Below are 292 nucleotides of genomic sequence, written 5' to 3'. Positions count from 1 at the left end.
CGGGGCGGTGGATGCGGGCCTTGCCGATCGGCAGCCCGAAGTCGTCGAGCTTCGGCACCGGGAAGGACTGGCCGTACAGGATCTCGTTCTCGAGGAAGATCCCCGGGTTCGGGTCGCGGATCGCGGCCTTGAGCAGGCCCTTGGCGTCGCTCGCCGTGTAGGGCGCGATCACCTTGAGGCCCGGCACGTTCGAGGACCCGGCGGCGTAGTCGTGGCTGTGCTGGGCGCCGACGCGGGCGGCGGCGCCGTTCGGGCCCCGGAACACGATCGGGCAGCCGAGCTGGCCGCCCGA

1 pseudogene is annotated in these 292 nt (G+C 72.6%); it reads right to left on the bottom strand.

Going from position 1 to position 292, the window contains the following annotated elements:
* Positions 1-292: pseudogene (locus WDW90_RS38875) on the bottom strand (pyruvate dehydrogenase complex E1 component subunit beta); the annotation flags it as partial.

It is taken from the genome of Methylobacterium nigriterrae (assembly GCF_037106235.1).
Classification (GTDB): Bacteria; Pseudomonadota; Alphaproteobacteria; order Rhizobiales; family Beijerinckiaceae; genus Methylobacterium; species Methylobacterium nigriterrae.
The sequence above is the reverse complement of the archived record's forward strand: the minus strand, read 5'-3'. Positions and strand labels throughout refer to the sequence as shown.